The sequence below is a fragment of the Halomonas sp. BM-2019 genome (assembly GCF_017584085.1).
Window position 1 is genome coordinate 77,172 of the sequence record NZ_CP071922.1, and the last position, 423, is coordinate 77,594.

The 423-nt window shown below is 69.3% G+C and carries 1 protein-coding gene; it reads left to right on the forward strand.

Annotation, left to right across the window (positions count from 1 at the left end):
- Positions 1 to 423 (forward strand): lyase family protein (locus J5F18_RS00390; protein WP_346302142.1); only part of this gene is annotated, 423 nt, incomplete at both ends.

Here is a 423-nt window from a genome sequence, read left to right on the forward strand (position 1 = left end):
AGATTCCACCACCGCCGGCACCAACCAGTCCTGGGGCGGCCGCTTCAACGAGCCCACCGATGCCTTCGTCGCCCGCTTCACCGCCTCGGTGGACTTCGACCGCCGCCTCGCCTTCCACGACATCCAGGGCTCCATCGCCCACGCCACCATGCTGGCCCGGGTCGGCGTGCTCACCGACGCCGAGCGCGACGCCATCCTCGAAGGGCTGACCGAGATCGCCGGCGAGATCGAGCGCGGCGAGTTCCAGTGGTCGGTGGCGCTGGAAGACGTGCACATGAACATCGAGGCGCGGCTCACCGACAAGATCGGTATCACCGGCAAGAAGCTGCACACCGGCCGCTCGCGCAACGACCAGGTGGCCACCGACATCCGCCTCTTCCTGCGCGACGAGATCGACCGGGTCGCCGCCGAGCTGGCCCGCCT